Genomic DNA, 24611 nt, shown 5'->3' on the forward strand with positions numbered 1-24611 from the left:
CTGTTCAACCTCCTACAGCAAAACGGACGAAAATCTCATAGGTATGAGAAGAAAACAGTCTTTGATATATTAGGTGTCGTTTACAATTGTACCATGCCTGATAATCAAGCGGCTTAAATCAAAAAAATGAAACCCATTAGGGTTTATTTCGTATACAAATCTTTAAATTCCCTACACGTAGCCTTTTAAAAAAAGAAACACCCTCTACTATAATTGACGTTGTATGAGCTTAGCTTGATAGCGATGTGGATTCTCCCCTAAACTAATGACCTTTTCTCCTTTTCCATAGTTTCGAATTAGGTCGGGATCTCTAAAGATCGCGTACGTTCCAAACAATCTCACCGCGCTCGTCCCACGTACTGTGATGCCGCTCAAATCCTATCTTCTCTAGCACCCGAAAGGACGCAACATTCCAAGCGCGTACAGTCGACCAAAGTCTGTGGCGCCCGGTAGCAATCGCAGCGTCCAGCACAACGGATGCTGCCTCAGTCGCATAGCCTTTACGATGAACACTGCGGAACAACTCGTATGCGATCTCCGGCTCTTCAAGTGTGGAACGACCGATAATCAAGCCACAGTATCCGATGAAATCGCCTTCGTCTCGTCGGCGAATAGTGAGAAGGGAAATGCCATTTTCGACTGCTCTCTTGCGCATCTCGATAAGCTGGCTACGAACGGCGTCAAGGGTTGGCATGTCCACACCACGTTCGCCAATTAATTTTCTCATCCAGGCTGAATCGGATTCCTCCCACATACTCAGGTCAAGTCGTTCAGTTTTCAGCTGGAACGCCATAGCTTTAAATAAAGCTGTCATAGTGGAAACCTCCTAGTTATGTCACTGCACTCATAATAGCTTCGCACCTCATCACTACATCAGGTTGGAAACCCGGTTGATTCGCGAATCTATTTTCCAACTCTCTCGAGAGTTTATAGCAACAGTATATAAAAAAATAGTGTTATTTTATGCATAAGCAATTCCCCTACAAAATAGACCTTTTTATCAAACTTTTTTACTAATTATCAAGCTTTATTATAAATTATCAAACTTTATTTTAAATCTACAATATGATATTTAAAGAAGTTAGAAATTACAATTACAGTAGAAAACCCTTTTGTAGCTTTAGAATAAAGATTGATCAAATTAATACTAATAGCCTTGATAAACAAGCAAAAAGAAAGAGCGTGTTTTGAAAAAAGATTAATCAAAACACGCTCTTAATATATTTTATTGAATCATTCTTTTATAAAAAAGTTTGATCATTTCCTTTCTATGTAGCTTCACAATTGCGCTCGAAAGTTGAAGAATGAAATTAAAACTTTTCCCAAGGTAATCTTTAGCTGTCTATGCAAAATTTAGACTCTTAATGAGCCACGAAAACCTCTTGCGGCATAATAGGATTCTGCTCCATTGTGATACACGAAGACGTGTCCAAAGCGACAATCACAAAAAAGGGCACCGCCGAGTTCTCTAATATCAGAGGGTGTTTGCACCCAACTCGACGTTTTCATATCGAAATTCCCAAGCTTCTGCAACGCCCGATATTGTTCTTCCGTTAATAGTTCAATGCCCATGGCAGTTGCCATATCAATAGCGTTATTTTCTGGTTTATGTTTTTTTCTTGACTCGAGCCCTTCACGATCGTAACAAACACTTCTGCGACCTTTAGGACTTTCCACTGAACAATCATAAAAAATGTATTCGCCCTTCTCTTTATCATGATCAACAACATCCGGTTCGCCGCCCGTTCTTTCCATCTCATTGAGCGACCACATTTTTTCAGTATTAGCATCTAGCTTTTCTTGGATTTCAGTCCATTCAAGGCCTTTATGGCGGTTCATGTTTTTCTCAAAACGATCTTTCAATGCTCCGAGTAATTCTTCACGTTGTTCTAGTGACAACTCCTTTTCACTTCTCTTTGTCATGCTAGTTTCCTCCTTATTGTTATTACTCATAATGGTTTAAGTATATATAAATATTTGTTTTATAGTAAATCATTTAAATAATTATGTGAATTCAGTTTACAATAAATTATATAATTTAGTAAATCCATTTCCTCACAATCTGACCCTTTAACGGAACAACTTATTGTCACTCAACAATTCCTTAATCTACCTTTTATTCAGATGTTCTTTTTCTTTTAGTCATAAAAACACCCCTTCAGACATAAATGTCCAAAAGGGTATAGCTTCGCAACTTTTTTCAAAAAACAGATTGAACATAAAACAATCATCATTCCACTCATTATGACAGGTTGGACTTTATACATATTGGGATACAAAAGATTCTCCAAAACATCATAATATTGTTACCCTTATTTCTAAATAAATGAGGCTAGTTCTCTTTATTTTTTAATAGATATATTACATTCCCCTTGTCTATTTATCTCAATCTGTTTTTTGTGATCAACTTCTATTATTAACGGATGAACTTCTGCATCTACATCCGAGAAAAACCATCGGCGCCCTGATGGCCCTAATAATAAGTAGACTCCGTTTTCTCCCATAAACTGAAAACCATTACTTAACGCTTCTCCGTCTCTTACCAGAATCCCATGGTTTATTAATCGCTTCCCTACTTTAAGAACTTCATCTGTCGTCAAACTCATTTCACTCACATTTAATATTGAATCAATAGAGAAAGGTTCATTACTTTCTGAAGATGTCGTATGTCTAGAGATAAACTCTACTATATTCCCCGCTGGGTCCATAAGATAGAACGAATGTGCATTCGAACGTGAAAAATATACTTCATCCGCTCCATCCTCTACATTTAAAACGAATTTCTTTTTTGCCCATTCTTTCGCTTCAGCAAATTGATTGGATGGTATATTGAACGCAAAATGATAAAACGGCTTCGTGTTTGAATGACTTTTACGAAATTCTAATTCACTCTCTCCTACTTGAATGCTAAAACTCGCTTCATCACTATGTATTAGCTGAAAACTTAATGAATTATTATAAAACTTTCTCATTTCTTCTAAAGTATTACTGTATAAAGTAACTTTATTAATCAACATTATAAACACCTCCTTCTATTTCAATTTTATATTCAGATTCTATAATGAATACCTTAATTTTACAAATAATTGAATTAATCGGAAAACTAACTTATAATTATAACTAAGTATTAAAACCTAGTATCAAAAGAGGGTATTTTTATGAATTCAAAAGCGCGAATTACAGCTGTTGGGACTTATATACCTGAGAAAGTTCTATCAAATAAAGATTTATCAAACCTTGTGGAAACGACAGATGAATGGATTGTACAGCGGACTGGTATGCATGAACGAAGAATTACTTCCCCTGAAGAATTCTCTACAACATTATGTATCCGAGCAGTACAAAACTTAATCGACCGATTCCAAGTTTCTCTTGATGACGTTGATTGTATTATTGTCGCAACTGCTACACCTGATTACATGTTTCCAAATACCGTAAGTCAAGTTCAGGCTCATTTTGAAATACCTCGTACAGGAGCAATTGATCTAAGTGCAGCTTGTGCTGGATTTGTATATGGATTGATTGTTGCCAACGGCCTCATTACTTCCGGGACTAACAAAAAGATACTTGTGATTGGAGCTGAAACCCTTTCAAAAATCACAGATTATAGCGACCGCACAACTTGCATTCTGTTCGGGGACGGCGCTGGTGCAGCTCTTGTAGAATATGATGAAAACAATCCAAGCTTCTTAGGAACTCATATGGGATCTAAAGGTTCTGGCGGAATTAACTTATATCAAACCGCCTTATCCAAAACAATGAATGGAACCCCATTACAAGATACACCTTACCTCGTGCAAAACGGACGAGCTGTTTACAAATGGGCCGTAAACACAGTTCCACAAGGCGTACAAGAATTACTAGAAAAAAATCATTTAGATGTAACAGATGTTGATTGGTTTATTCCGCATAGCGTTAATTTAAGGATGATTGAATCCATTTGTGAACGAACTGGCATTTCTCTTGATAACACACTTATGAGTCTACAATATTGTGGAAATACTTCTGCTGCTTCTATCCCTCTAGCACTTGATATCGGATTAAAGGATAGAAAAATTAAGAATGGTGATACTTTACTTTTATACGGATTTGGTGGAGGACTTGTACATGCGGGACTTATTTTAAAATGGAATATATAACAGAAAGGCTGATGTCTTATTACATCAGCCTTTTCTATTCCTTATATTGTATAATGAACGTAATACTAAAAAGGAGAGTAATTATATGACATTAGGAACATTACATATATATGAAAGAATGAAGAAATATTCTGTAACTGGACTAAGCTTAGCTATGATTCGTGACGGAAAATTAGAACACACTGAAAGCTTTGGATCACTTGAATCGGGGACAGCTAGAGAAGTGAACATAAATTCTATTTTCAACGCTTGTTCCATAAGTAAATTCCTTACAGCAATGCTCGTATTGAAATTAACAGACCAAGGAATACTAGATTTAGATGATGATGTGAATAATAGGCTTACCTCATGGAAAGTTCCTGAAAATCAATTTACTCTTGATAAAAAAATTACATTACGAAATCTATTAAGTCATCAATCAGGAATCATTGATCCGCCTGAAAGCTTTGATATATATCATTCCGCAAAAGGTAACCCTACCATTCTTCAAATTCTTCAAGGGCACACATCTTATTGCCCAGTCCCAATTGAGATTCAGCATGAACCAGAAAGCACCTTTCACTATTCAGACGCTGGATATTGTATAATAGAACAACTCATAGAAGACGTTACCGGAGAACCTTTTGATCTATTATTACAAAAGTTCATATTTGAACCTTTACATATGAATAACAGTACACTCTTGTATCCTAAGCAAAATATCACAAATGATCGTTTTGCTTGTGGTCATGATAAAAACGGACATGTAGTAGAGGGGAAATATCCGTTCTACCCATATTCAGCTGCTGCAGGAGTTTGGTCAACTCCGACAGATTTAGCCGCTTTAGTAATTGAAATCATCCAGTCTTTACAAGGAAATAGTAAACTCGGTCTTTCCTCAAAAATAACAGAAGAAATGATTTCTCCACAAGGTTGTTCAAAGTGGACTGGATTAGGTGTATTTCTAGACAATCCAAATCAAGAGATAGAAATTTCGTCACTTGGCTGGGACGTTGGATTTCAATGCATGATGGATGCATATCCTTATAGAGGTACTGGCGCTGTCATTATGACAAACTCGGATTTAGGTGTTCATCAAAACGAAGGAATGATTGGAGAGATTGTTAACTTATTAAAACTATAGAAAGCTTTAGTAAAAGGGCTATAATAAAAAAGCTAGCAAAAGACTAGCTTTTTTCGTTCTGACAAGAAATATAAAAATCCAATACTATACAGAGTGAAGAGCACTTAAAGCAGATTCTTCATCTCTTAAAAAGAATACTGCCTTTCCTTTATTACATTCATATATAAAATCCGCAAGACTTTCACTATTATATACACTGAAATCCCCAACAATAGCTAATTTCACTCCATAGTTCATATACTTTTGTAAAATTTCACCCGCTAGATGAGTTCTTAAATTGAAAAATTCCTCTGTAATATTGATTTTGTGAATCAATATTTTTTGACAATCATGCTCATAATTGATGGATGCCATTAAGTCTAATGCCCCTTGTACATCCTCTATTACGATATCAGTACTTTCTATAATAGCAACTTTAGAATTTTCTTTTTCATGAACACGTATTTCCATCTATATCCCCACCTAACATTTCATTCTTCTTTTTTCTTTATACAATATTTTTTGCTACAATTTTCAAATGCTCCGGCGCAATCATTTCCTTTATGTTTTCTTGAAAGTCCTCATGAAGCATTTCTTCAAGATGCTCTAATGACACTTCAAGAGGTGTACACTCTAAGGTATCAATGTTTAATAAAGAATAATGTTCTTTTTTCTTTATTACTAAATATTTATTTTCTTCCGTTATAAGTAAAGAACCCAATCGAACCCCAAGTAAGCGTTGATCATCAAATTTCATATTCTATCCCTCTCTCTATATTGATAGATATACTATAGGAGTAACAAACTTTACATAATTTAACAACTGTATACATACTATGAATTTATCATAATTTATTTCAAAAAAATACAAAAAATTATCGCTATTATTTCTTAAGATAAAACTCACACGACACATTTCACATACAATATTCTTAATTCTCCATATATTTCGGTGTAAAAAACTTTCTCAACATATAGAGATCACTTTTTTGTTTTCGGAATTATCAGAATACGATACAATAGATGTAATCAAGTTTTACCTCTCCTAATTGATGTACATATATTTTGATCGGTACACTTTGTGACCGATCCTTTTTTTGTTTATGAAAGTTCCTCTTCTTCCCTTTCAATCATTGAAAACACAAATTCTGCATCTCGTCCCACCCCGCAAAGAAGCGCGGACCCTCTTTGATGCTGCCAAGGTAATCCAATATAGTATAACCCTTTCACCCCGCTTATCCCTCTCGTATGAATCGGTAACCCTGCTTGATTCACTGCACCTTCTATTTCAATCCACTGGTAATCTGGTATAAACCCTGTAGACCAGACTACATTCTGAACATGGCATGTGCTATCATCTGAAAAGATTGCTTTATTCTGCAATGTATTTACTATCTTTGGTTTCACTGTTATTCGCCCCTGACGAATCAACTCCCTACATTCAAAACCAAATATAGGATCTTTCCGCTTATGAAACCATCTTCCCCGCCTTGTATTGGTTCCGGCATATAATAGACCTATTTTTTCCAGCCAAGCAAAAATACTTTTCCCCATTATTTGTAGTGGAAGAAATGTAAAAGGATGGCTCACTGCAATCGTAACCTCGCGAGACTCTGCAAGTTCTACTGCGATTTGTGTACCAGAGTTCCCCCCTCCAACGACAAGAACTGGCCCTTCAGGAATTTGTTTTGGTGATTGATATTGTGAAGAATGGATTTGAAAAATATCATTGGAAAGATTTTGAGAAATGGAAGGAATAAATGGCCTTTGAAAAGCACCTGATGCGATAATCACCCGTTTAGCTTGTAGAATTTCTTTAGAAGTGTAGACTTCAAACTCATGTCCCTTCTTTCTTATTTTTGAAACATCCGTATTTAGCCTCACCGGTATGGAAAAATGATTCGCATACACTTCTAAATAATTTGCAATTTCATCTTTACTAGGAAATTCATTTTGATTTCCATTTAAATTCATACCTGGCAATGCACAGTAGCCTCTTGGCGTAAACAATTGTAAAGAATCGTATCGGTTTCTCCATGAATCACCAATTCTTTTTTCTCCATCTAATAATACAAAGTTATAATTTCCTTGCCGCAAATAATACCCCATAGCTAACCCTGCTTGACCAGCTCCTACTATAATTACGTCTAACATTTTTATCCCCTCGTTTCATCACTCAAAACATATGAACATTTGCTCATATGTTCATATGTTTTGTTCCATCATATCCATTTTCTTTTTACAAATCAAGGGAAATAACACCATTTATAATTGAATTATACACAAAAAAGAGACACTTAATAATTAAGAAATTTCTTCATCATCAAGTATCTCTTTTTTATTTATAAACATCAGCTCCAAGCTCTTTTAAACGATCTATATTTATCACTTCAAAGCAACCGTTATTCTTTCTTATTATCCTTTTATCACAAAGGGTATTTAACGTTCGCAATAAATGCCTATAACTTGTTCCTAGCAATTCCGATGTCTCAGTTAAATTCCCATTAAATATAATTCTTTGTTCATTATGAGTAAGGCTTTCCCCAGTGGCAAGAATGTAACTTGCTAGTCTATTCTCCAAAGGATATAGTAAATTAATCGTGCTGTTTTTAGAAAGTCTATTTAACTTATGAGATAAGGAGCCACAAATATACCGTAAAAAAGTTGCATCCTGAAGTAACCTTTCTCTCACCTTTTCTAAAGGGATTCCAATGCAATAAGAATCTACCATCACTTGTACATTTGAAGCTGTTTTTTGCGAGTGAATTAATTCAACATCCCCCAATATTTGCAAGTTATCATAGAAACATAACAATACAGACTTCCCGTTACTTAATGTATTATACGCCTTCGCTTTTCCTTCAACAAAAAAATACAGATAATGAATATCTCATTCTCCTTACAAATATGTTCATTCTTTTTAAAGAGTAATAATTCCATATATGATTTCATGTCATTGCTAAAAAACGATTCAATATTATTCTGCTTAACAAACTCATCTAACTTATATGAATTACATATTTTCTTCATACATCCCCCACCCTTATAACTCATTTTCATTATAAAGAAAATTTCTTCCTTTCACTATGACATATGTCATAGTAGCTCACGATTTAATCATGATACATTACATGTAAATTTGTAAGGAGGAAACGTCATTGTATAATTTACTCTCAATTATTATAGGTGCTCTTATTGCCATTATGATTCCTCTAAATGGGATCTTATCTGAAATGACGGGTAACTATATGTCTAGTGTGATAATTCATATCGTTGAGTTAGTTGGCATTGTCATTGTTTTACTCGCTAGCAAATCTAAGCTTCGTATGCAAAAAGGGATACCACTTTATCTTTATAGCGCAGGAGCCATTGGTGTATTTACTGTACTGTTTAGTAATATAAGCTTCACAGCACTTGGCGTGTCTATCACCATCGCTTTAAGTTTACTCGGGCAATCCGTTTCTTCTATTATTATCGATCATTTCGGCTTATTAGGTATGAAAGTCGTGAAATTTGAAAAGAAAAAAATGTTTGGATTACTTCTGATTTCTTCGGGAATTGTTGTAATGACTATTTTTTAACGGAGGATCGAATTATGTTATATATTTGCATTGCCATACTAGCTGGAATCTCTATTGTAGTTGCAAGAATTATTAATGCTAACTTAGCAGCAAAAATTGGAATTTTCCAAGGAACATTTTTTAACTATATTACAGGACTGTTCTTTTCTTTTTTATTTTTACTCTTTAGCAATGAATCTCTTCACGTATCAACCGCAACATTACAATCTATACCATTTGTAGTGTATTTAGGAGGTTTAGTAGGTGTTATTGTAATCGTGCTGTCAAACTATATTACCCCTAAAATCTCATCTTTCTATTTAACGTTATTGATTTTTGTAGGGCAATTGTTTATGGGCGTTTTGATTGATTTTTTCAATTCAGGCGATGTGTCTATCGGCAAAATAATCGGAGGCTTTTTAGTATTACTTGGACTGACTTATAACTTAATACTGGATAAGACATACGAACCTGTGAAAAATAGTAGGGTGCAGCTCTAACAACAGATAGAGTGATGCTTTAATCATTGGGGCATAATTACCTGTTAGTGCAAGATAAAAAACAGAGAGATGAGTTTATCAAGACCTAAATTAAAAAAAGATAAATAATTTAAAGGAGATTACATATTTTATATGACTAATATGTAATCTCCTTTCTTATTCAACAATCGCGCCCGATTGTTGAATATGCTTATTGAAGAAAAGCACCCCTTTACTTTAAGTACAGGACTTCACAACCTTTTTTACGGCTCATTAAACTCAATTCCTATTGTGTTGTACATGCAAAAAGACGTCTTCTTATTTAAGAAAAGCGCCCAACTGTTAAACAATGAAATATGCGAAAGATCTCTCTGCAAATACGTTCTAATTTATTTGACTATCACACCAGTTTAGCCATCCATAAAACAGGAAAATCACCCGCTTCACCATATAGAGAATGTAAAGTGGTTTCACACCTTCAATATTGCTTCTACGGCTGGGCGAGGAAGGTCGCGGAATTATGGTGCTTTAGGACCAATCAACGCCGCCCCAAGAGGATTGCAACTTTCGCAACAGAACAATTTGGCCGAGATGATATGTATCGTGCATCATGATATTGCTGAGTAAACGCTCAATAGAGTACCTGTTAGCTGCATACGGAGCTTTTAACTTTTCATCGTCAAGGTCCGCAATGACCGTTTTTAATTTATTCATGACTTCATTGAGGCGCTGCACTGTCTGGGTCCACCCAATTTCGTCTTCTGGATCCCCCGGATTTCCAAAGGTTTCTTCATTGTCTTCTGCCTTATGCGGATTCTCTGTTACCTTGATTCGATGGATTACGTCTTCATTCCAAAATATCAAGTGGTTGACAATCTGCCAAATCGAATTGCTGATTCCCGAACTTGTCCATGCTGCCTCAGCTGCGCTGACTCCATGAAGCGCCTGATCCATAGATGCAAACCAATCATTCTCATGACAATGCATGTCGAGTTGTTCTAAAAACATTTTGGTTACAACTTGCATACAACCAATCTCCTCACTGTTTAGTATAATCTTTCAAAGTTAAAAGACAAGAAAAAATCTGACTATAGTATAATTAATCGGTCCTAAAAAGGTAAAAACCAAATCCAAGCGGTCCCTTCCATATTAGACATATCTTTCTCTCCAGCTTCTAATTCTCTCCAACATGGCAGGGTAATCCGAAATTTCCGAGTGACGATAACAATAATCCTCAATCAACTTCGAAAAAGCCATTCATACGCATAAAATAACCTTCATTTTCGACTGTCGGCCATATAACGAAAAAATATTCTCAATGAAATACTCCAATCATTTATATTGGGAATACAACAAAACCATGATCACTATGACTTATTCGGCTCATCCAGCTTTTATTCCTTCATCATGACAAGTAAAGTACTCTATAGGACAGACCTTTTTAAGTGTCTACTCTATAGGGGACATTTTATTTTTCTAGTTGAACTGTTGGCTAAACGACATACCTGGCCTTTGATTTTATAAGTGGCTTAATTCATATAATGCTTTGGCATAGATGGCTGTCGCTTTGATTAAATCATCGATTTCTATAAATTCATCAATTTGGTGAGAGCTATCTACCTTACCAGGGAAAAGCGCACCGTAAGCCACTGCATTTTTCATTAACGCTGCATATGTTGCCCCGCCCGATGTTAAAAGTGTGGGTTCATCCCCTGTAATCGATTGATAAGCCGATTGTAGTGTTTTAATCATTGGATGATCGGCAGGGATATAATGTGTAGAGAATTGTTGCGCATCAGCGATTGTAAAATGGCAGGTCTCAGCTTTTTTCGTGATCATTTCAATGGTATGTTGGTGATCATTATTTAATGGGATTCGAATGTTCAACTGAATTGATCCACCTGTATGATTGTAATTAAAAATGCCGGCATTAACCGTTAAAGGTCCGAGCACATCTTCACTGTATTAGATTCCCAACTCTTCCCAAAAAGGATCTCTATATAGGCTGTTTTCGGCAAATGTGATAAATGATTTGTCACTACCCGCAAAGCTTAATGAGTTTAAGAAATGCAGGCACTCCAGTCCGGTATTCACTCCATTTTGCGGTTCCATACCATGCACAGTTTTACCGTAAAGGGTTAAAATAATCGTTTCACCAGACTTGCTGACCTCTCCATGCAGCCCCTGTTCCGTACAATATGTTTTAAAACGATTCACAAGTTCCTCAGGTTGTTTCGTTTTAATTTCAGCAACGGCTTTTCCAGGTACCATGTTTCCCCTGTCACTCGAAGAAAAGTTAACTAAAATAGTTCCATGTTTTTCTTCTTCACTGCCATTTAAAGTCAGTTTCACGTTAATTTGCCCTTTTTCGGCGTGCATCATCGGAAATTCATTATCAGGAGAAAAACCGTAAGTTGGCGCGGGTTCTACGTCAAGATAATGTTTCATACAGAGCATACCGCTTTCCTGAACACAATAGCAGTACCAAGCGCCGAGGCCGCCGGTACGAAGAGGTCGCCCGAGTTCGTCTCCGCTATCGGTAAACCATTCTCTTCGAGATAACTTCGAGTGTGGGAGATGTCGCTCACTGCTACCGCGTACCCGGCGAATCCCGACACTGGGGGGGCCACCTCTCCTGGTAGCAGCTCTGACAACCGCGATCCGGGAACGATTGTGATGCGAGCTCCTTCCAAGTTGAAGATGTGCGTCACTCCATCCGTCCGGACCTCACAATCCAAGTATCGGCCGTATCGCTCAGTGAATTCGTCCAGCTCAGAATCGTCTACGCATAAGATTGATTCGACTAGATCCGTCGCCCCATTCGGATGGTTCGGAGGTATTTGCTCCTTCATTATGGCTAAGGGAGGATTTTCCGCTGCAGCCAGACGACCTTCGTGCACGTTGTCCCCGTCAATTTCCAAATAGCGCACGGGAATAAGTTGAATTCCCCCGGACATCTCAAGAGGTCGTTGCACGGTGTTAACGCCGCTATGACTGATTCCACTCCGTTGGAAACGATCCGCTGTCTGGTCGGCGGCCTCGGTACCGAAACAAAGAATATGCGCTCCTTCATAACGGGACAGACATCTGGAGACAGTATCGACAGTGCGTTTGATTTTTCCGATTATTGCTTGGAGCACATTCGGCGGTGCCTGCAGCGGAACGAGTTTTGCATTGCTCGGAATCCTCGCGCCTTTCTCGGCAACCGTTACGATTTCGATGAAGCTGCCCAAAAACTCGGCATGAGAATTGGCTGCTCCGAATGGCTTCAGAGATTCTCCCTCATTTTCGGCCATTGCCGGATAGGACGGCGGCGAACAGACAAATCCCAGTTTTCTGTACAGCTCGAGTGCAGCTTCCATATCGGAGACTACATGACCGACGTGATGAATGAATTTGATTTCAGCATGCATCTGCATCCACTCTCCTTGAATTCAATAATTGTGATAAAAGAAAAGTTTATTTTAATTACATTGAACAATTTGGGATAGAGACACATAACTATCAAGCTAAAGTTTTATTGCACCTCTAGAACGAAATTTTTAGGCTTTCTTGTAACGAAGAAGCTTATTTATCGTTTTTGGGGTGACTTATTTTCTTAAGTTGATGGCAATGTGGTGGTACCCCAATTTATAATCCTTTGTTTAGTTGATTATTCTTATTTTTAAGAACCTCGATGCTTTACATCTGCGGATACGCCTCCTGCTATAGGCTATGTCCTCCTCCAAAACCAATTAATCCCTTATATAATTCCTTTGTTTTATACTCTTTTGCGTATAGTATGTAGTCTTTTATTTTTAACTAATTTATTCTGAAAAGACTACGGAAATTATCGAACTTTATTTTAAACCTACACCCTACTCTTCTGTTCCATGCCTTCCATCAAAAATAAATACCCTTTAACTATAATAATAGCTAAAGGGATATAACAGTACGACTTTATTCTAGCGCCACAATCGTAAATAGAAGAACACTTAGCTTGTCAATGCGACTGATTTAGAGATACAAGAAATGAATTGATGAATAAATTCATCGATTTCAGCTTTTGTAATAATATAAGGGGGAAGTAGACGAATAATATTCCCTTGTGTAACATCGACTAGCATTCCTTTATCCAATAATTCTAATTGTAGTTTTTTCACATTTTCATTCGTATCATGAATACTAATTCCAAACATCATCCCACAGTGACGTATTTCTTTAATAAGATAAGGGTTTTCCTTCTGAATTTCTTGAAGTTTAGTATTTAAATATAGTGACATTTCATAAGACCTTTCCATTAAACCATCGTCAATTAATGTTTTTAATATAGCTAAACCTAAAGCTGTACCAATCGGTGAATGTGCAAACGTCGTTCCATGATCGCCTGGTGAGAATATATCATAAAGTCGTGAACCTACTATTATCCCTCCTAACGGTGTACCGCCACCTGCTCCTTTACCAAATTGAATAATATCAGGTGTAATATCAAAATGCTGATAAGCAAACAATTTTCCCGTTCTCCCTATCCCACTTTGCACCTCGTCAACAATAAATAACAAATTATACTGTCTGCAAAGCTCTTCCACACCCTTTAAATATTCACCCGACAAAGGATATACCCCGCCACTTCCTAATACTGGCTCTAGCATAATAGCAATTGGGTTTTCCTTGCGTATCGTTCTTTCTAGTTCCTCTAAATTTTCTCGTTCCACTTCATATACAGGAATAGATGTACGTGGAAAATTTTGATATATACTTTCTTGTCTTGTAAAGTGAAGAGCACCTAATGTACGTCCGTGAAAGCTTTCTTTAAGTACAATCACACCATCACGTTTCTGATTTGTTATCTGTCTGTACTTATGGATTAATTTTAAGGTTGCCTCAGTAGCCTCTGCACCAGAGGTTGTATAATAGACTTTCCCGTTCTTTAAAGAATGTTCCACTAATTTTTGAGCGTACTCAATAGCTGCTGGGTTTAAGAAATGAAAGGGAAGATGTAAACATCTCGTACTTTGTTCAAAGGTAGCTTTTATAAGATTAGGATGATTGTAGCCTAATATATTCACTCCTACACCAGAAAATAAATCCAAATATTCTTTACCATTCACATCATAAAGCTTACAACCTTCTCCCTTTTCTATAGCAACTGGCATGCGGTGATACGCAGACATTACATATTCTTTATCTAATTGAAACCAATCGGTCATGCATGATTCCCCCTAGGTGTAATCATAGTATTTTTACATTTTCTAACACAAAAATTCGGTACAACTTCTGAATTGACTACACCGTCATCCGATTTACGTGTTAGAAAAAATATATGAGCATAGAATTTTTATTTATTGTCCTTTTCAATAATCTTATATATTTAGCGAATGATAGAAAAAACGAGATACTTTTTTGTTCCTACAACTATCAGAAACTGAGCAACTAAAAATAATAATTTCATCAGAATTTTCAGTTTATAAATTATATTTAAATATTATTAATGCTATTAAAAACCTTCACTCCTTCTAACTTGTAAGGAGGTTTCAATAATCATATCTAATAGCTTGTTATAAGAAATTCCCGCTGCATGGGCACTTTTAGGCAGTAAGCTACTTTTTGTCATCCCCGGTAATGTATTCACTTCCATCACATATGGGATTCCGTCTTTTATCATCATATCCACTCTCGCATAAACACTACATTTTAATGTTTTATAACACGCCATTGCAGCTTCTGCGACACGTTCATATGTTGCAGGCGGAAGTTCTACAACCTCTTCAATCGTAGCGACATCATCGTATTTCGCATGATAATCAAAAAATTCGGCCATATGTTGAATCGAAATAATCGGTAAAAGCTTTCCATCCAAAATAGAACATGTAATTTCTTCGCCTTTTATATATTTTTCAATCACGATTTCAGCATCCCATTTGAATACATCTTCAAGAGAGGCAAGTAAAGATTCCTTATCGTATACGATCTTTACTCCTACACTGGAACCACCCGAGTTCGGTTTTACTACTAACGGATATCCCATTTTATCTATTTCATCAAGCTGAAGCTCTTCCCTATTTGAAAGATGAATCCAATCTGGTGTTTGAATCCCATCATAACGAATCATTTTTTTCGAAAGATTTTTATCCATACAAATACCGCTTGATAGCATGCCGCTTCCGGTATATGGAACACCTAGCGTTTCTAATGTACCTTGAATCGTGCCGTCCTCCCCATATTCTCCATGAAGTGCTAACAATGCAATATCAAGATCGCTTCCTTTTTCAACAAGCTCTTTTTTATCATGTAGTGTAATAGGGACAATTTCATACTTACTCTTATCCAAATGTGCAATCATTTCTTCCCCCGTCATGAGGGATACTTGTTTTTCAGAGGACACGCCTCCCATAATAACGCCAACTCTCATTTTTCCAACTCCTCATATTCATTTTTCAACGTATCACCAATGATCTTTATTCCATTGAGAATATCCTCTTCTTTTAACCGGGAAAATCCTAATCGAAATGTATTGCTGCCCTTTCCATCTGTGTAAAAGACATCTCCAGGAGAAAAAACAACTCCTTTTTCATAACATTTTTTCAAAAGTGTACGTGCATGTATTCCTTCTTCTAATTCTATAAAAAGATGAAGTCCTCCATCTCCAGTCATTCTTTTATATGGAATGTATTTCTTACAAGAATGAAGGGCTAGTTCATATTTTTTCTTATAAATGGCCTTGGCCTTTTTTAAATATTTTTCGAAATAGCCGTCATGTAAATATTGATAAAGCACTGCCTGATCCAATGTGGACGTATGAATATTACGTGCCCTTTTCATACTCTCCAAGTAGTGGATTAATTTCTTATCCGCTAAAATCCAACCGACACGTAAACCCGGAAAAAGAACTTTTGAAAAACTACTAATATAAATAACGTTGTTCCCGGGTCCAGAAAACGTCAATAACGGCGCTAAATGTGAACCTGAATAACGCAACTCCTCATTAAAGCCATCTTCTACAATTGGAATTTTATATTTTGAAAAAAGCTTCATCATTTCAGATCTTTTTTCGGAGGAGGTGACAATCCCAGTAGGGTTATGGTAGGAAGGAATTAGATAAGCAAAATCAAAATCTGTTTCCGCCAAACTTTTCTCAACTTGACAAATATCGATACCATCATCCTTCATCTCTATACCATGGATTTCATATCCATGTAATCGAAATAGCTTTAATGCAGTATGATGGGTAGGGTTTTCACAAATAATACGCCCGGATTTTTTAGCAAAAGAAGACAAAAAAATATCCAGACCCTCAGTGAAGCCATTCGTAATGAGAATATCTTTATTGGAAGTGTCTACGCCTTTCATTTCCATATAATGAAGAAGGTAATGAATTAAGGGTCTATACCCTTTGGCATATCCGTAGTTCAAAATAATATCTCCTTCATTGGATAACCTCGTTAAAAAAGCTCGTTTAAAATTTTCGACATCAAAAAGCTTTTCATCCGGGGCAATGCTATTGAATGAAATCATACCTTTTTCCCAGCGAACACCGTGCTTCATTAAATCCAATTCATCGGCTTGAAAAGTTACTTCATTAAGCTTTTCTTCCCAATTTAGTTCGATGGACGGCGTTTTGGATGCATCAACTTTCCCTACAAAATTTCCTTTTCCCTTTATCGCATAAATTAGGCCTTCTTGCTCTAATTCTGCGTAAGTAGTAAGAATAGTCGTTCTGCTAACCGATAATAAATTGCTTAATTCTCGGGTAGATGGGAGCTTCTGATGCTCCAATAGTTGGCCTTTCATAATCATTTTTTTCAAATGATCCTTTAATTGAATATAAACTGGGCGGTTGTCTCCAAACTCAAAATCATTAAACACTTCCTTGCCCTCCTTACCATCATTTTCACATAATTATATCTATCTCAAAAGGTCCACTACATATGTATTTTCTTTAACTAGTGGTATGGTTAAAAACACCATTCAGACAACTTTTTTACAAACATCATGAGTTTATTTTACATCTAATTTATAATAGGAAACCCTACATCTCATTTTAAGAGCCATTGAACATCCTAAGCAAGCCTTAGTTGAAGCTATTCGAGTAATGAAACAAACAGGGTTTCCCGAGAAACATTTTTGGACGTACAAAGAAATATACGAGTTCATACAGAAATAAGGATAATTCTTAGAAAACACACTTAATAAAACAAATATGTATTTATACTTATATAAAATAATATGTTATGTGTAAAATGACAAAAAAGTTGTTTAAAAAAATGCGAGTCATTCTATTCAACAATCGGGCTGAATTGTTGAGGAATTATAGACAGTAACCATCCTACTTGAATACGATTAATGGTAAAATTGAGAAGCACAGAAGACTGTATAAAGAATACAAACTAGTTGGTTACAATTAAAAGGATTTTAATATTAAGGAAGGAAGTGCAAAACTATGGATTTCGAAACAGTTATGCAGGAGCTTGAAGCCCTCGGTAAGGAACGAACGAAAAAAATATACATATCCAATGGTGCACACGAGCCGCTTTTTGGCGTAGCTACAGGTGCTATGAAACCAATCGCAAAGAAAATAAAAATAAATCAACATTTAGCTGAAGAGCTTCATTCCACAGGTAACTACGATGCAATGTACTTTGCAGGCATTATCGCAAACCCAAAAGCTATGAGTGAGTCGGATTTTGATCGTTGGATGGATGGAGCGTATTTTTATATGCTATCCGATTATGTGGTGGCAGTAACTTTATCAGAGTCAGATTTTGCACAAGACGTTGCTGATAAATGGATTGCAAGCGGTGACGAGCTGAGAATGTCAGCGGGCTGGAGTTGCTACTGCTGGCTTTTAGGGAATCGCCTAGACAATGAATTTTCCGAAAGCAAGATTTCCAATATGCTTGAAATTGTGAAAAATACGATTCATGATTCGCCAGAACGAACGAAATCTGCTATGAATAATTTTCTATACACCGTAGGGATTTCATATGTGCCGCTACATGAAAAGGCAGTCGAGACCGCAAAGGAAGTAGGTACAGTAGAAATGAAACGGGACAAGAAAAAAAGCAGTTTTCTAAATGCTTACGAAAGTATTCATAAAGAAATTGAGAGAGGAAGGCTTGGTTTCAAACGTAAATATGTAAGGTGTTAAAAATCAGCTTAGTATCGGGGTGTTGATCCAAGAAAGATTGACACTCTTTTTGTTGAATAATGGAATAAAAACTTTTGAAATAAATTTATTCGTTTATGAAGTTCGAATATAACTAACTGTAAAAATATGAAAATAAATTCCTTCATCAATATTGACAATGGAAATAAATCGAAATAAAATTTGATTGATTAATCAATCATTTATTATGAAAGGAGTATCTAAATGAAACCTAGACTTACTAATGATGAAAAAAAGAAAAGAAAAAGATCTACTATTCTAAACGCCGCAATTAAATTATATAGTGAGAATGGTTTTGCAGAGACAACAGTTGCTGAAATAGCAAAAGAATCAGGAGTTAGCTTTGGTACCGTATTTACGTATTTTGATTCAAAAGAAGCACTTTATGAATCGGCGATTTTGGAGCCATTGGAGGAAATCAAACCATATTTTATTGAGATAGAAGAACACTTTAAAGGTGACCCTCTTGAAGTTGTGAAAGAAATGATAGATTGCCATGTACAACTCTTTTCAATGAGAAGTGAATACCTACGTCTAATCCAGCAGGTTCTTGCGAGACCTGATCGATTTCCAAAGCTTTTTAAAGAACTAAACGATTTCGTAAATGTATTTATAGACTGTATTTATCCGGTTATTGAAGCAGGGCAAAGGCTTGGTTACTTTTATGAAGACTCACCTTCATTAATTGCTGAGTCGTACTTATCCATCTTAAACGGAATGCGTTTAACGTTTATTGATGAATATACAAACTTGATGTGGAAGGATATAACGATACAAGCTCTGAGATTATTTGGACCTATCTCTAATAAATAAGGAGTGATTTATATGAAATTGAGAGATATTCATCCCAACATCAAACTTCGTCTGGTCATGCAATTTCTAGGTAGCCTTATTTCCATGGCAGTTATACCTTTTCTGGCAATCTATTTTTCTCAGAAAATCGGAACTACTGAAACAGGGATTATTCTTATAATAATTGTGATTAGTGGGGTTATTGGAGGTTTTATCGGGGGGCATGTCTCAGACAAAATAGGTCGGAGAAAAATAATGATTTATTCTGAACTTGGTATATTGCTTTCGTATCTGTTTATAGCACTTTGTAATTCCCCTTGGTTTAACCTTCCTTATATTTCCGCAGCATGCTTTATCATCAATATGTTTTGTGGAGGAATGTTTCAGCCCGCAGCACAAGCTATGATCATTGATGTTACAAACTCTGAATCGAGAAAGCTTGTATTTACAATTAGCTACTGGTTGGGGAATTTATCAACTGCTATTGGAGGAATCATTGGAGCGTTTCTTTTTAAAAACCACTTGTTTGAGTTATTTATTGGGATTTCACTTATCTCTTTGTTATCTGTACTCATGACCGCATTCTTCATCACAGAAACCTATACACCGGAACCTTCATCTAAGTCTTCTAATTATAAGAAAAAATTTTCACCAATAGAGATGTTTCAAACCTATTCAACCGTTTTAAAAGATAAGCTGTTTATGTTTTATATTTTCGGAGCGATCTTGATCTTTTCCTTGGAACAGTCTTTAACAAACTATATTGGGATTCGTCTTGAAAAAGATATACCCCATCATTCAGCTTCATTGTTTGGAATAGATTTCATGGTTGATGGCACAAAGATGCTGGGTTTTCTCCGAACAGAGAATACAATTCTTGTAGTTCTCCTATCAAGTGTTGTATTATTCCTATTTAAAAAGTGGAGTGATCGCTGGACTCTAGTTACAGGAATGTTGATCTTTTCTATATGTTTTAGTGTTTTTGCTTTTACAAATAGCGTGTTGTTTCTTTTTATTTCCATGTTTATTGGAACAATTGGTGAACTGATGTATGTTCCTATTAAACAGGCGATGATAGGGGAACTTGCACCATCTAACGCTCGTAGCACCTATATGGCTTTTAATAGCTTAACTTTCTACGGAGCAATGATTGTATCTTCGTTGTTGATCATCGTTGGAGAGTGGATTCGCCCCATATATATGGGGGGATTGCTTCTTACTCTAGGATTAACTGGTACATTTTTGTACTACATAATAACAAAAATGTTAGACTCTAAAGTTAGTGAAAAAAATGAAAGAAAAGTACCTGCTTCTTATTAAAGGGTTCTTTTCCCACTAATACATGAAAAAACTAACTAGAAAACGATTTTCCGCAATCGGGCACTATTAAGTGAAAAGCTTATCTTAAGGAGGAGATATAAATGAAGAATGTAATGATGATGCTATCGGACCAAAGCATTATAAGAAATTTAAGTTCCCTCATATGTCCATCGCTACCTTAGAAGCTAAACACCATCCTTACTTAGAAAATCAAGAGGAATTTAAGAATGTAATTCGCAATTTTGTACTGAATATACCTCTTCTAAAAGCAACTGAACGTTAGTAAAAAGTGCTTTCATATACAGAAAGCACTTTGAGTCTACAACTATTTTTTAATAGTTTAATACTTTTTTCTATTTAAATACAATAAATAATAATGTTAATGATTTTAATTATGTGATTCACCTTCGCCTTTTTGAATTGCTACTTTTTTAGGCATGAAACATGCAAAAATTAATGCCACAAAAGATAAGAATAACATAAATACATAGGCATCACTTGAACTAAAGATAGAAGACAGTTTCGCTAGTTGCATAGCTGAAATATTTTCATTTTCCATAGATAACTCCGAAGCATGAGAAGTTGCTTGAATTGTATACACCGTGATGACAACTGCGGTTCCAATAGCGCCTGCTAATTGGCGAATGGTATTATTTACTGCTGAACCATGCGAACCCAACTCTCTTGGTAAAGCATTCAAACCTGCTGTATTGAAAGGCATCGAAATGAAACTTAATCCAATTCGTAAAATAATGGTACGAACCATTACATACATATAAGTTGTCGATTCGGTCAAATCAATTACACCCCACATCGAAATAATGATACATACTAAACCTGTAATAAAAAGTGGTTTCGCCCCGTATTTATCATACATTTTACCTGTGATAGGTGATAAGAAGGCATTAATTATAGCTCCAGGTAATAAAAGTAAACCTGATTCAAATGCGGTAAAACCTCGTCCATTTTGCAAGTATATTGGTAAAAGAATTAAATCCGCGTACATAATCATCGTAATGAGTACGTTAATAACTGATGTAAGAGTGAAAATTTTATACTTAAATACAGATAAATTTAATAATGGATCATTAGATTTTATTTGACGCAAACAGAATAGAGTTGTAACGATTATTTCGATGATAATTGTTGTAATAACAACTGGATGGGCCCACCCTTTGCTTCCTGCACTACTAAATCCAAACAAAATACAACCAAAGCCAATCGTCGATAAAGTGACACTTATGATATCTAACTTTTCTTTTGTTGTGTCTGCAACATTCATTAAATATTTAAGCGCAAGAATAATTACGATTAATACAAATGGTGCTAATCCAATAAATAGCCATCTCCATGATACATATTCAATGATAAAACCAGATAATGTTGGAGCGATGGCTGGTGCAAAAATTATGGCAAAGCCGATGGTTCCCATAATACTTCCACGCTTTTCACTTGGATACAAATATAAAATAACCGTCATCATGAGTGGCATAATAATTCCTGCCCCCATTGCTTGAATCATTCTTCCTGTTAACAGAATGCTAAAGTTCATGGCACAGGCACATAGCACAGTCCCCATGAGTAAAAAAGAGCATCGAGCTAATAAACAGCTGCCTTGTTGTAAAACGCTTCATTAAAAATGCTGTAATCGGTACCAGAACACCGTTGACGAGCATAAAACCTGTTGATAGCCATTGTATAGTTGCAGGTTTAACGTCAAATACTTCCATTAAATTACTCATTGCTACATTTAATAGTGTCTGATTTAATGTTGATAAAAAACAGCCAGCAATTAGGACAATTAATATGATTTTTTTATTTCTTTCTGCTATTTCCTTTTGCATGAATAAACTCCTTCATTCTTCCCTTGAATTATCGACATCGTGTCGATAAAATTAATGGTAACAAAATATATTTTCTTTGACCATGAACAGTTTTTTTGAAAATGTTTACTACTCGACATAGAAAGTATGCGATGTCGAGTAAGTCAAGAAAAAATCTATAAAGGGGTTTAAAAATGTCTACACCTAAAAAAGAAGATCCTCGTACAGTTCGTTCAAGGGAAATGTTCAAAAATGCTGTTTTTTCTCTCTTATGTGAGAATCCTAGTATTTCAAGTTTAACAGTTCAAAAAGTCGCAACTAAAGCAGGATTGAATCGGACAACATTTTACTTACATTATCAAGATATTCAAGATTTACTAGACCAAATTACTAATGAGATTTTAAATGAGCTTTCTAATAAAATTGTTGATTTAATACACGAAAAAGATTTATCAGAAAAACAAAAGCTAACACAATTGCTTGATTATTTATATACCCACCGAAGTTATTTATTTGTTTTATTTAAAATGAATCAATTTGAAGAGCAATTGTTTTTATTTTTAAAAGAATTAATAGAAACGAGAAGAGAGAATACTAAAAAGGAGTTACCTAATAATTATGTTGCGGTTGATATAAAAACAGCCTCATTAGTAGGTATCATAATGTGGTGGATAAGGAATGGACTACACTTTAGTTCAGATTATATCGCAAATCAAATTTATTTCATGTACAAAGGGCAATAAATCTAAATCATTTATCAATATTATTCGTGTAGGACTTAGAATAAAGTTTGATCAAAACACTGGCTTCCTTCTATTGGTTCCTATATTTTTTTTAAGCAAGTAGATAAACGATATTCTATAAATTTATACTTAAGTAGCATATGGCTAATCAAATTTCCATTTTGTTCAAAATAAAGAGTCCACCAATTAAGGTAGACTCTTTATTGGGGTCCTGCCGCATCGCCATCAAGCTAATATTTTGAAGTGTCTCCAAAACAAAAAAATTGTACATTTCCACCTGGAAATGCCAATTTTCTCGTTTTGGGATATTTACTTTTCTGAGTTTCATAGTGATGGATGACATACCTATTACGTAATGATTGTTAGGCGTCCAATTTGATTACACTCTTCAGCGAACCAAATATCGCCATTCGGACAAAACGTGATACCATGTGGCTCTGCATTATTTGTAGGTATCGTATATTCTGTAATAACTCCTTCAACTGTAATTCGGCTGATTTGGTTACCTCCCCATTCCGTAAACCAAAGATCTCCGTTCTTCCCGGGTATTATGGCATGAGGGCGAGCGTTCGGCGTCGGTATAACAAATTCTTCGATCTCACCTTCGAACGTAATTCTACCAATTTTATTGCCCATGATTTGCACAAACCATATTGCTTCATCTGGTCCGCTCGCAATTCCAACTGGCCCGGAGTTAGGTGTTGGGATTGGATATTCTGTCACCTCACCTTTAGTGGTTATTCTCCCAATCGTATTGTTCTGATTCTGTGTAAACCATAATGCCCCGTCTGATCCCAGAGTAATAAAAGAGGGAAATGATTTAGAGTTAGGCAATTCAAACTCGGTGATTTCCCCTGACTTTTTTATTCTTCCGATCCTACCGTTATTCATTTCTGTAAACCATATTGCTCCATCTGGTCCTTCCGTTATGCCAAAAGGGGCAGCATTCGTTGCAGAGAGTGCATATTCTTCAAAAAGACCGTTCATCGACATTTTACCGATCTTGCTTGCGTTATATTCCGTAAACCATAAGTCACCATTCTGGTCCGAAATAATTGACATAACTCCTGCATTTGCTGTCGGAATGGGAAAAGAATTTATTTCACCATTAGCATTTATTCTTCCAATTCGATTCCCTTTCTGCTCCGTAAACCACAATGCCCCATCTTTTCCTACCGTTATTCCATATGGTCCTGATTCTATTTCATTGACCACATATTCTTGTATTGTGATCCTCATATCATTTCCTCCCATTGAAAATTTTGGGTGTTGTTTATGAGTATACCACTTCTACTCATCAGGTAGCATAGTAAAAAAATTGAAACCCGTCAGGATTTTGTCGACATGTTTATAACATTCGGTTTTTCATTATATGTTAGTCATTTTTTATTAATATATAATATTTTTAAAACATTTAAGCTATTTAGGAGGAGAGTATATAGGGGTACCGCCACATCGCTATCCAGCAAATATTTTAAAGTGTCTCCAAAACGAAAATTTTATTATTT

Annotated in this window: 24 protein-coding genes and 1 pseudogene; 8 read left to right on the forward strand and 17 right to left on the reverse strand. The window is 35.7% G+C overall.

Annotation, left to right across the window (positions count from 1 at the left end):
• Window positions 1–310: 310 nt before the first annotated feature.
• From HRG09_RS20375 to HRG09_RS20385, 3 genes are all read right to left on the reverse strand, one after another.
• The gene (locus HRG09_RS20375; protein WP_098166496.1) at window positions 311–814 is read right to left on the reverse strand and encodes a GNAT family N-acetyltransferase; all 504 of its coding nucleotides are present in this window, start codon (window positions 812–814) and stop codon (window positions 311–313) included.
• A gap of 539 nt (window positions 815–1353) precedes the next feature.
• The gene (locus HRG09_RS20380) at window positions 1354–1923 is read right to left on the reverse strand and encodes a DUF4256 domain-containing protein (RefSeq protein ID WP_174102689.1); all 570 of its coding nucleotides are present in this window, start codon (window positions 1921–1923) and stop codon (window positions 1354–1356) included.
• Window positions 1924–2342: 419 nt separating this feature from the next.
• The gene (locus HRG09_RS20385) at window positions 2343–3017 is read right to left on the reverse strand and encodes a glyoxalase (RefSeq protein WP_174102690.1); all 675 of its coding nucleotides are present in this window, start codon (window positions 3015–3017) and stop codon (window positions 2343–2345) included.
• Window positions 3018–3158: 141 nt separating this feature from the next.
• Between HRG09_RS20385 and HRG09_RS20390 the strand changes: the two genes are divergently transcribed.
• Entirely contained in the window at window positions 3159–4139 is a 981-nt protein-coding gene (locus HRG09_RS20390) for a ketoacyl-ACP synthase III (RefSeq protein WP_174102691.1), read from the forward strand.
• An 85-nt stretch (window positions 4140–4224) separates the two neighbouring features.
• Window positions 4225–5262: a serine hydrolase domain-containing protein gene (locus HRG09_RS20395; RefSeq protein WP_174102692.1), complete on the forward strand. Its 1038-nt coding sequence runs from the start codon at window positions 4225–4227 to the stop codon at window positions 5260–5262.
• An 84-nt stretch (window positions 5263–5346) separates the two neighbouring features.
• Here the strand turns inward: HRG09_RS20395 and HRG09_RS20400 are convergent, their stop codons facing one another.
• From HRG09_RS20400 to yeiL, 4 genes and pseudogenes are all read right to left on the reverse strand, one after another.
• Window positions 5347–5712: a DUF4180 domain-containing protein gene (locus tag HRG09_RS20400; RefSeq protein ID WP_174102693.1), complete on the reverse strand. Its 366-nt coding sequence runs from the start codon at window positions 5710–5712 to the stop codon at window positions 5347–5349.
• Window positions 5713–5749: 37 nt separating this feature from the next.
• On the reverse strand, window positions 5750–5998 hold the full coding sequence (locus HRG09_RS20405) for a hypothetical protein (RefSeq protein ID WP_174102694.1): 249 nt from the start codon (window positions 5996–5998) through the stop codon (window positions 5750–5752).
• A 344-nt stretch (window positions 5999–6342) separates the two neighbouring features.
• On the reverse strand, window positions 6343–7395 hold the full coding sequence (locus HRG09_RS20410; RefSeq protein WP_174102695.1) for a flavin-containing monooxygenase: 1053 nt from the start codon (window positions 7393–7395) through the stop codon (window positions 6343–6345).
• A gap of 184 nt (window positions 7396–7579) precedes the next feature.
• Window positions 7580–8271: pseudogene (yeiL, locus tag HRG09_RS20415) on the reverse strand (transcriptional regulator YeiL).
• Window positions 8272–8399: 128 nt separating this feature from the next.
• Between yeiL and HRG09_RS20420 the strand changes: the two are divergent.
• Window positions 8400–8822, forward strand: coding sequence for a DMT family transporter (locus HRG09_RS20420; RefSeq protein WP_174102696.1), 423 nt, complete (start codon window positions 8400–8402; stop codon window positions 8820–8822).
• Between the two features lie 14 nt (window positions 8823–8836).
• Entirely contained in the window at window positions 8837–9301 is a 465-nt protein-coding gene (locus HRG09_RS20425) for a DMT family transporter (protein WP_174102697.1), read from the forward strand.
• 507 nt (window positions 9302–9808) lie between these two features.
• Here the strand turns inward: HRG09_RS20425 and HRG09_RS20430 are convergent.
• The 7 genes from HRG09_RS20430 to pdxR form a co-directional block, all read right to left on the reverse strand.
• Window positions 9809–10306 (reverse strand): DinB family protein, encoded by a 498-nt coding sequence (locus HRG09_RS20430; protein WP_174102698.1) that lies wholly within the window; start codon window positions 10304–10306, stop codon window positions 9809–9811.
• Between the two features lie 492 nt (window positions 10307–10798).
• Window positions 10799–11167, reverse strand: coding sequence for a M20/M25/M40 family metallo-hydrolase (locus HRG09_RS29090; protein ID WP_254610136.1), 369 nt, complete (start codon window positions 11165–11167; stop codon window positions 10799–10801).
• Window positions 11168–11245: 78 nt separating this feature from the next.
• Window positions 11246–11728, reverse strand: coding sequence for a zinc-binding metallopeptidase family protein (locus HRG09_RS29095; RefSeq protein WP_254610137.1), 483 nt, complete (start codon window positions 11726–11728; stop codon window positions 11246–11248).
• Entirely contained in the window at window positions 11725–12693 is a 969-nt protein-coding gene (locus HRG09_RS20440) for a VOC family protein (protein WP_174102699.1), read from the reverse strand. The genes HRG09_RS29095 and HRG09_RS20440 overlap by 4 nt, the downstream gene beginning before the upstream one ends.
• A 561-nt stretch (window positions 12694–13254) precedes the next feature.
• A complete protein-coding gene (locus HRG09_RS20445) occupies window positions 13255–14469 on the reverse strand; it encodes an aspartate aminotransferase family protein (protein ID WP_174102700.1) in 1215 nt (404 codons plus the stop codon).
• A gap of 287 nt (window positions 14470–14756) precedes the next feature.
• Window positions 14757–15671 (reverse strand): D-alanine--D-alanine ligase, encoded by a 915-nt coding sequence (locus HRG09_RS20450; RefSeq protein WP_174102701.1) that lies wholly within the window; start codon window positions 15669–15671, stop codon window positions 14757–14759.
• Window positions 15668–17125, reverse strand: coding sequence for a MocR-like pyridoxine biosynthesis transcription factor PdxR (pdxR, locus tag HRG09_RS20455; protein ID WP_174102702.1), 1458 nt, complete (start codon window positions 17123–17125; stop codon window positions 15668–15670). The genes HRG09_RS20450 and pdxR overlap by 4 nt, the downstream gene beginning before the upstream one ends.
• Window positions 17126–17699: 574 nt before the next feature.
• On the opposite strand from pdxR, the gene HRG09_RS20460 reads away from it, so the two are divergent.
• The 3 genes from HRG09_RS20460 to HRG09_RS20470 all read left to right on the forward strand — a co-directional run bounded on the left by HRG09_RS20460 (window position 17700) and on the right by HRG09_RS20470 (window position 20537).
• Window positions 17700–18407, forward strand: a complete 708-nt coding sequence (locus tag HRG09_RS20460) for a DNA alkylation repair protein (RefSeq protein ID WP_174102703.1) — start codon at window positions 17700–17702, stop codon at window positions 18405–18407.
• 222 nt (window positions 18408–18629) lie between these two features.
• The gene (locus HRG09_RS20465) at window positions 18630–19238 is read left to right on the forward strand and encodes a TetR/AcrR family transcriptional regulator (RefSeq protein WP_174102704.1); all 609 of its coding nucleotides are present in this window, start codon (window positions 18630–18632) and stop codon (window positions 19236–19238) included.
• Between the two features lie 12 nt (window positions 19239–19250).
• Window positions 19251–20537: an MFS transporter gene (locus HRG09_RS20470; protein WP_174102705.1), complete on the forward strand. Its 1287-nt coding sequence runs from the start codon at window positions 19251–19253 to the stop codon at window positions 20535–20537.
• Window positions 20538–20925: 388 nt separating this feature from the next.
• Here HRG09_RS20470 and HRG09_RS20475 read toward each other — a convergent pair whose 3' ends face one another.
• Together HRG09_RS20475 and HRG09_RS29840 are read right to left on the reverse strand one after the other, a co-directional pair.
• The gene (locus HRG09_RS20475) at window positions 20926–22116 is read right to left on the reverse strand and encodes a DHA2 family efflux MFS transporter permease subunit (protein ID WP_483862115.1); all 1191 of its coding nucleotides are present in this window, start codon (window positions 22114–22116) and stop codon (window positions 20926–20928) included.
• Entirely contained in the window at window positions 22079–22381 is a 303-nt protein-coding gene (locus HRG09_RS29840; protein ID WP_483862116.1) for an MFS transporter, read from the reverse strand. Before HRG09_RS29840 ends, HRG09_RS20475 begins: the two co-directional genes overlap by 38 nt.
• 173 nt (window positions 22382–22554) lie before the next feature.
• On the opposite strand from HRG09_RS29840, the gene HRG09_RS20480 reads away from it, so the two are divergent.
• Window positions 22555–23103, forward strand: a complete 549-nt coding sequence (locus HRG09_RS20480) for a TetR/AcrR family transcriptional regulator (protein WP_174102706.1) — start codon at window positions 22555–22557, stop codon at window positions 23101–23103.
• A 348-nt stretch (window positions 23104–23451) separates the two neighbouring features.
• Here the strand turns inward: HRG09_RS20480 and HRG09_RS20485 are convergent, their stop codons facing one another.
• Window positions 23452–24342 (reverse strand): Vgb family protein, encoded by an 891-nt coding sequence (locus HRG09_RS20485; RefSeq protein ID WP_174102707.1) that lies wholly within the window; start codon window positions 24340–24342, stop codon window positions 23452–23454.
• Window positions 24343–24611: the final 269 nt, after the last annotated feature.

It is taken from the genome of Bacillus sp. Xin1 (assembly GCF_013314535.1).
Classification (GTDB): domain Bacteria; phylum Bacillota; class Bacilli; order Bacillales; family Bacillaceae_G; genus Bacillus_A.